4 protein-coding genes and 2 pseudogenes are annotated in these 6,522 nt (G+C 57.4%); all 6 read right to left on the bottom strand.

All coding sequences use genetic code 11. The features are described 5' to 3' along the window. Positions 1 to 2,579, bottom strand: a pseudogene (locus Q1B13_RS24975) (hypothetical protein); the annotation flags it as partial. A 343-nt stretch (positions 2,580 to 2,922) separates the two neighbouring features. Continuing rightward, entirely contained in the window at positions 2,923 to 3,165 is a 243-nt protein-coding gene (locus tag Q1B13_RS24970; RefSeq protein WP_299800691.1) for a hypothetical protein, read from the bottom strand. 86 nt (positions 3,166 to 3,251) lie between these two features. Beyond that, a pseudogene (locus tag Q1B13_RS24965) lies at positions 3,252 to 3,832 on the bottom strand (SMC-Scp complex subunit ScpB). Positions 3,833 to 3,868: 36 nt separating this feature from the next. Next, positions 3,869 to 4,297, bottom strand: a complete 429-nt coding sequence (locus Q1B13_RS24960) for a DUF1403 family protein (protein WP_299085395.1) — start codon at positions 4,295 to 4,297, stop codon at positions 3,869 to 3,871. Positions 4,298 to 4,759: 462 nt separating this feature from the next. Then, positions 4,760 to 6,064: a type II toxin-antitoxin system HipA family toxin gene (locus Q1B13_RS24955; RefSeq protein ID WP_299085393.1), complete on the bottom strand. Its 1,305-nt coding sequence runs from the start codon at positions 6,062 to 6,064 to the stop codon at positions 4,760 to 4,762. Further along, on the bottom strand, positions 6,057 to 6,395 hold the full coding sequence (locus Q1B13_RS24950) for a helix-turn-helix transcriptional regulator (RefSeq protein WP_299800688.1): 339 nt from the start codon (positions 6,393 to 6,395) through the stop codon (positions 6,057 to 6,059). Before Q1B13_RS24950 ends, Q1B13_RS24955 begins: the two co-directional genes overlap by 8 nt. Positions 6,396 to 6,522: the final 127 nt, after the last annotated feature.

Here is a 6,522-nt window from a genome sequence, read left to right as displayed (position 1 = left end):
CCAGCGAGAACTGCATCCAGGGCAAAGACACTTGTTCCCGAACCGGTGTAATCCCCCTCGATGGTGATCACATCATCGGTAGCCCCGTCCTGCACGCTTAAGACGACAGAGCCATCATTGATCACATCACCTGCGATGGTGATCTCAGTGGGTGTATCCCCTACCCCACCAGACACACGAAACTCAGACGTGGAGTCGATGGACAGATCCGTATCCAGTGTGATGCGCGACCAGTTTCTAAGGTGACCCGCTGTGGCTGTCATGGTTATCGGGCCACCGAAAGTCAGCTGATCATCACCGCCTGCACCGCCGTCCAGAATGTGGGGCCCATCATAGATGGTTGCGGCAGAAATCGAGACTGTATCGTTGCCCGCACCGGTATAAATATTTCCTTCAAAACGGCCACCTGCCAGCTCCAGGATATCGTTGCCTGCACCGGTATAAACATCACCGGTGAAACTACCACTTGTCAGGGTCAAGGTATTGTTGCCTGCCCCAAGATGCGCCGCGCCGGTGAAATGGCCACCTGCCAGCTCCAGGGTATCGTTGCCCACACCGGTATAAACATCACCGGTGAAACTACTGGAACTACCACCTAAAAACTTCAGGGTATTGTTGCCCGCCCCAAGATGCGCAACGCCGGTGACTGCCCCTGCCGAGGTGATGACCACATCGCCAGCCCCGTCTCGTATCACAAGACCAGACGTTCCCGCAGTCACCCTGGCGGTGCTGGCGATATCAATCGTCCCCCCGGCGCTGGATATCGTGCGGATCGCTGAGCCGCCGCCAGTTCCGCCCGTCACATCCCCGGCCACATCTACGTCAAAGCCTCCCCCACCCGCAGCACGAATCCCATCTGCTCTCGCTCCGGAAGCGGTGACATCAGCGTGCGCGCCCAGGTTAACGATCGCCTGCCCGCGGGCTGCTCCCGCATAAACCCCATGTGCTTCTGTCCCCCTCGTGGTGACCGCGCCGTGCACCCTCATTTCGGCGATCGCATCACCAAGGCCATTGTTTGCCGCAGAAATCCCATGGGCATTGTCATTTTCTGTACCGATTTCCCCCCTGGTCATTAGCGCCGTCGCCGTGGCTGTGCTCTCCATGTTGAAGATCTGCGCCGCAAGCCCGCGCGCGCCTTCCCCCCTCGTGGTGACCTCGCCGCCCTTCATTTCTGCGCTCACCGCGCCAAGGCCACTGGAGCTTGCCACAATCCCATAAGCATTGTCGCCGGTCGTAAAGACCTCCCCTCCGGCCATGAGCGCCGTCGCCGTGGCTGTGCTCTCTATCGCCCTGGTTAAACCCGACACATCGCTGATCGCCGCCACGATCCCATAAGCATTGTCGCCGGTCGTAATGACCTCCCCTCCGGTCATTTCCACCGTCGCCGTTTCTTTATTATCCTTGCCATAGGTCCACGCAAAAACCCCATGAGCGAATGCCCCAGATGTGGTGAGCTTGCCGCGATCCATTTCCCCGCGCACATGGCCAAGGGTTGTGGTGCTCGCCACAATCCCGAAACCGCTGTCACCGCTTGTCGTGACAGATGTCTCAACATTCCCATTTTCTTGGTCCATGCGCACGGTCGCCTGGGCCTCGCGGCTCGTCGTCCCCTCGAGGTAAGCCCAAAGCCCGTAAGCATTGTTCCCACCATCATCATCTGTATTCGTGGTGATCGAGCCGCCCAATATTTCCGCGACCGCCTCGCCTGTCCCATGGGTCTCCGCAAAAAGCCCATATCCACGGTGTGTCTTCGTTTCGATAGACCCGTTGGTCATGCGTGCGGTCGCCGTGGCGTCGTTATCCCGGTTCTCGATAGACGCATAAACCGCGTGCGCGTCCCTCTTCTCAATGGTGATTTTGCCTCCCTTCATTTCTGCGGTCGCCTTGCCATCGCCCCCTTCGCCCTTGAACTGGTTGACACTTGCCCAAAGCCCGTAAGTCGAGTCAAAATCATCAGCTTTCACCCCATTAATGGCGATTTTCGTTTCCTCACCCTCCATCACAACATGCGCATCGCCACCACCCTTATTGCTCGCCAAAACCCCATGAGCGCTCTTACCGTCTGTAACGATTTCCGCTCCTTCTCTCACGCTCACGGTCACGTTGGCGTTGCTCGTCGCTTTCTCGATCTGCGCAAAAAGCGCCATGGCATTTGCGCCATCCGTGTCGACTTTGCCGTCTTCCATCTCCACAACAATATCCGCCCCGAGAAGAGACCCATCCCCCGACCTCCCCTTCACGAACAACCCAAAGGTCCGGTTCCCATTCGTGACGTTAACATCATCAAGTATCAGAGTGAGCCCATCTGATCCGGTATAGGTGATGCCATCAGAGTAGGTGTCAGCGCCACATGTGACCGTATCTTGTCTGATGTCACTATCATTCGTGCCTTTAGCCTCCACCCCACACTCATTGGCCGCCTGAGCCGCGCCACCCGAGAACACCGCAGCAGTCGCCACGACCGAAAGCCCTGGCGCAATGCTGGCCACCTGGCCCTTGAACTTGGTCAACCGACCAGCCCGAACCAAGACGGCGAGCGAGCGAAGGGCGGGTTGGATATCCAGAGGTGCGTTAGTCATTTTTGAAACTCTCCTGTCAGCGACATTGAGCACAATCGAGGCAAGGCACCGCCCTGCCCGTCAGGCGGTCAGTGGGTTGGCATAAATGCGGGCATAGGTTTGGGTATCGGCCGAAGGCGTTGTTTGAGCCTCAAGCGGAAGCGAACCACCTTCAGGGATCGGCCGCACTGCTTTCGCGCTGTCCGTTCTGATCGTGATAAAATGTGCGGGGTGGTTGCAGCTGATCTCGCACCGGTGACCGCCATCACGGCGGCCGAGGACAACCGCGTAAAGCCATCCAATCCGGAAGCCCTGATCAGATCGCCAATTGATCCATGCGCGATGGCCGACTTGCGGCCGGAAGTCAGGCTGTCAGGATGATGTAACTGGTCAGTGCTGTTGTCTGCGCCAAAGCGCACAGTTCTCGAAACCGATGAACCGATGAACCGATGAACCGATGAACCGATGAACCGATGAACCGATGAACCGATGAACCGATGAACCGATGATACGCCAGACCCACTCGACCTGCAAGTAACAGGCTGAATTTATTGCGAATATTGGCGATTTTTAGCCGAGTACTCGGGGGCCGATCAGTTCGTTCCATACCCAACCTTAGAACCCGGTCGCAGTATTGGGAAATACACCAATCCTATATTTAGATAGCCTCCGGCTATGGCGAGCCTGCGCCTTTCAGGCTGAGTCCTCAAGCTGCTCCCGGTCCGGCAGATCCTGCAGAATCTCCATGTCGAACGCGATCAGAAGCTTCTCGGTCGTGACATAGGTGTAAGGCGCCCCACGTCGCGGGGATCTTGGGTCTGTGCCGATCAGCCCTTGCGCATGTAATCTGCCGATCAGATCGCGGCTGATCTCGTTGCCAAATGTCCTTCAACCCGTCCCGGGTGATCGGTTGGTGGCACGCAATGGCAGTCAGCACGGCGACGTCGTATTCGCGCAGGTCCAAATCCTGATCGCTGACATCTGCCGCTGCTCGGATCGCCGCCGCATAGGCAGGTCGGGTCCCCAACATCCAGCCACCGGCGACCCGAGCCACTTCGAACGACCGCCCCTCGAGATCGGCGTCGAGGTCGTCAATCAGGAGATCGACGGAAGCCCCATGCCCCAACACTAGCGCCAGGTCCTCGCGCGGCACGGGCGAGGCGGACGCAAAAAAGCACGGCTTCGATCCGGCGTATCCACTCGCGCCAGCTAAGCTCGGAGGGCAAGTTCTCCAGTTCGCGATCGAGTTCGCTTTCGGCGTGATCCTTTGCCATGCTCAGACGCCGTAGAGCCGGAACGTGTCGCTGCGATCAACTCACGTACCGCGCCGAGCTCGACCAGACGGTCGCAGAATCGCCACGCTTGAGACCAAGCGCTAGGAGTGGCAGGATATGTGTCCATCCGAGCGCCTGCGCCAACGCAGCGTTCCCCAGGATCACCGCCGCTGCGACGTCCCGCGGACGATCCTCCCTCACGGCCCTCAATACAGCCACAGCACGCGGGACCGGCGCCCTCTGCGCGGCGTCCAGCCACGTTGCGATATGGTCGGCGTCCATGTCGGGCAATGTGCGATGAAGTGTCTTCACCGAGATCGGTCGTTCCACGGAGCGCCACCACGACAGGTAGATTTCACCCGCCGGGCCGGGACTGCCGCCCGGCTGTAGAAAAGCTATCGCATCCCGCATCTGCTGAACCGCCGGAAACAGACGAGCCCAGTCAACCTGTCCGAGGTATTTCATACTTTCCGGCATCCACCGACCTTAGGATGGGGTATCTAGAATGTACCGATAACTATGTTGAACCTTGGTGCGACATATCCGGTTTATGACAGCAAAAATTTGAAAAGTAGGGTCAAATTTTGGCAAATACGTGCGCGGGAAGGGCTAATCGAGACTTGAGCTTCAGCATCGCGTAACGAAATCAGGTTTCTGGAGGCTGCCTCGGAATCCTCAGGCACTAATATCCGATTACAGCCAACTTGTATGGCAACTGGAGCCGGCCGTGTGTGTAGAGGGTATCAGCAACGGCGCATGTGTTTTCATAGTCTTTACTGACGACGGTTCGACCCTTACTTTTTCTCCGATAGCCGTTTGGCACAGCGAGAACCAAATGGTCCAAATTCACCATTACGAGTGGTTCGGCTAATTCCGGCGGTGGTACTGTTCTCGGAAAAGTTGAATAGCGAATGGTAGACATGAGACCTATCCTTTATCCAACTTCATGCGAAACGTTTTCTCGATCCGCTTAACATCCGATGGCTCAACACCTGCCACGTCCGCGTGGTCTTGCCAGTTCTTGACGGATACCACGACCTCTTCAATCGCTTGTTTAGCCCGGGTTGGCTTGAGACCCGCATTTGAGGCGAAGACCATGAGATCGTCATAAGTGAAATCGTTTCGTTTTCCAGCCAGGCTCATCTGATGGTCGCGGGTCCATGAGCCAGATGGGTTGTAGGAATAAGCTACATCGTAGGCGGGTGAGAGCCGCCAGGATCCAGACCGGTCCATCAGGAAGGAGATATTCTTGACATGGTCATCCTGATTGCGTGCCACGACATTGAATACGGCACGCTTGTATTGCTGTTCGACGACATCCATTCCGAGCCCGAGATCCTTGATCGTCAAGACGGCTTGCTCATAGGAATAAGAGGCCGGGTCGTTAAAATCGAAGTGTTGCATCGCGCCTAGAGATTGCATGTGAACCTTGCGACCCCGCCCGTCCCGGTCGAACCGACGCGTCATGAAGTGGCTTCGTCCACCCTCGTGGTGAAGACGGCATTCTGACATGTCGATACCCGCTTGCATTGCCATGAGATGATACGCGTACTCGATTTTTCCGAAACCTTGCGGGTCGGCGAGCTCCTTGTCGCGGTTGTTGGACACACCGTCGAACTTCAAGAGCCAGTGTCCGTACCCCTCGTCAACTTTGACTTGCCCAGATCTGAACTCGCCGGTTTCCCGGTTCCAAGCGAGCACGGCCTTGGCACGCGCGCCGCCCGCTGAAGTCCCGACACTCAAGATGTCTTCCAGCGCCTCAGCATCGCCATCACCTCCGAGCCTGCCAGCAAGGTTCTCACGCTCGTCGAGCACCCTGTTGGCCGAGTCCACCAACTGGGCTACTTCCAATTTCTTCGATCGTGTTGCCTTGCGGACCGTCGGTTCGAATTCCAGCGCCCCGACCCCGCGATTACCTATGTAGCAGAGCCGGTCAACTGGGCTGAACTGGCCCGCGCTGCGGCCCGTCTCGGCAAGCCATGCATCGATCAACCGGTTGCCAAACTTGTCTGGCAGCGCGTCGGCTAGCATGCCCGGCAACCCTCTGAAAGTTTCTTTTCGAAGGGCGGGAAACTCGTATGGAGCTTCCCGGGCCAGCATTTTGATGGGTGCGACTTCAATACCCGCACCCACGAAGTTCGGATCGTATTGAAAGACGCCAAGCGCGCGCGCTTCGTCCCAGCTTACAGCGCCGATGCGCCGTCCCCATAGAATGACGCTTGCGTCAGTCATCTGCCTCGTCCCCCCATGTCCATGTTGTTTTTTTAGAGTGCTCCGATACAGGGCTTGCCCTTCTACGCTCGCTCCCCTTTTTAGTAACACGTTCAATGGGCCGAATATCTCCCTCGGGTAAGGCTGAGAGGACGGCCTCTTTTAGGTCAAGTGCCGTGGCGACCCGCAAGAACGTGTCCAAGGTCGACGGGTCGCCTGCTTCGAGGCGACGCAGAGTGCGCACCCCGATGCCTGCTTTTTCTGCAAGGTCGGCCTGCGTCACGTTTCGGGCCAGGCGCAGGCGCGCGAGTCGTTGCCCGATTTCCAGTTCTACTTGTCTTGACGTCGCCATTTTGTCATAAAAGGCCGTAAGCTGCCGATTAGGCTCCTGTCGTCTATTTATAGGCCACATATGACCTCTTACATGACGGTTTGTCAATAGGCCTTATATGGCCTTTTAACCGGATCCTTTGACGATA

This window comes from uncultured Ruegeria sp., from assembly GCF_947489545.1.
Lineage (GTDB): Bacteria > Pseudomonadota > Alphaproteobacteria > Rhodobacterales > Rhodobacteraceae > Ruegeria.
The sequence above is the reverse complement of the archived record's forward strand: the minus strand, read 5'-3'. Positions and strand labels throughout refer to the sequence as shown.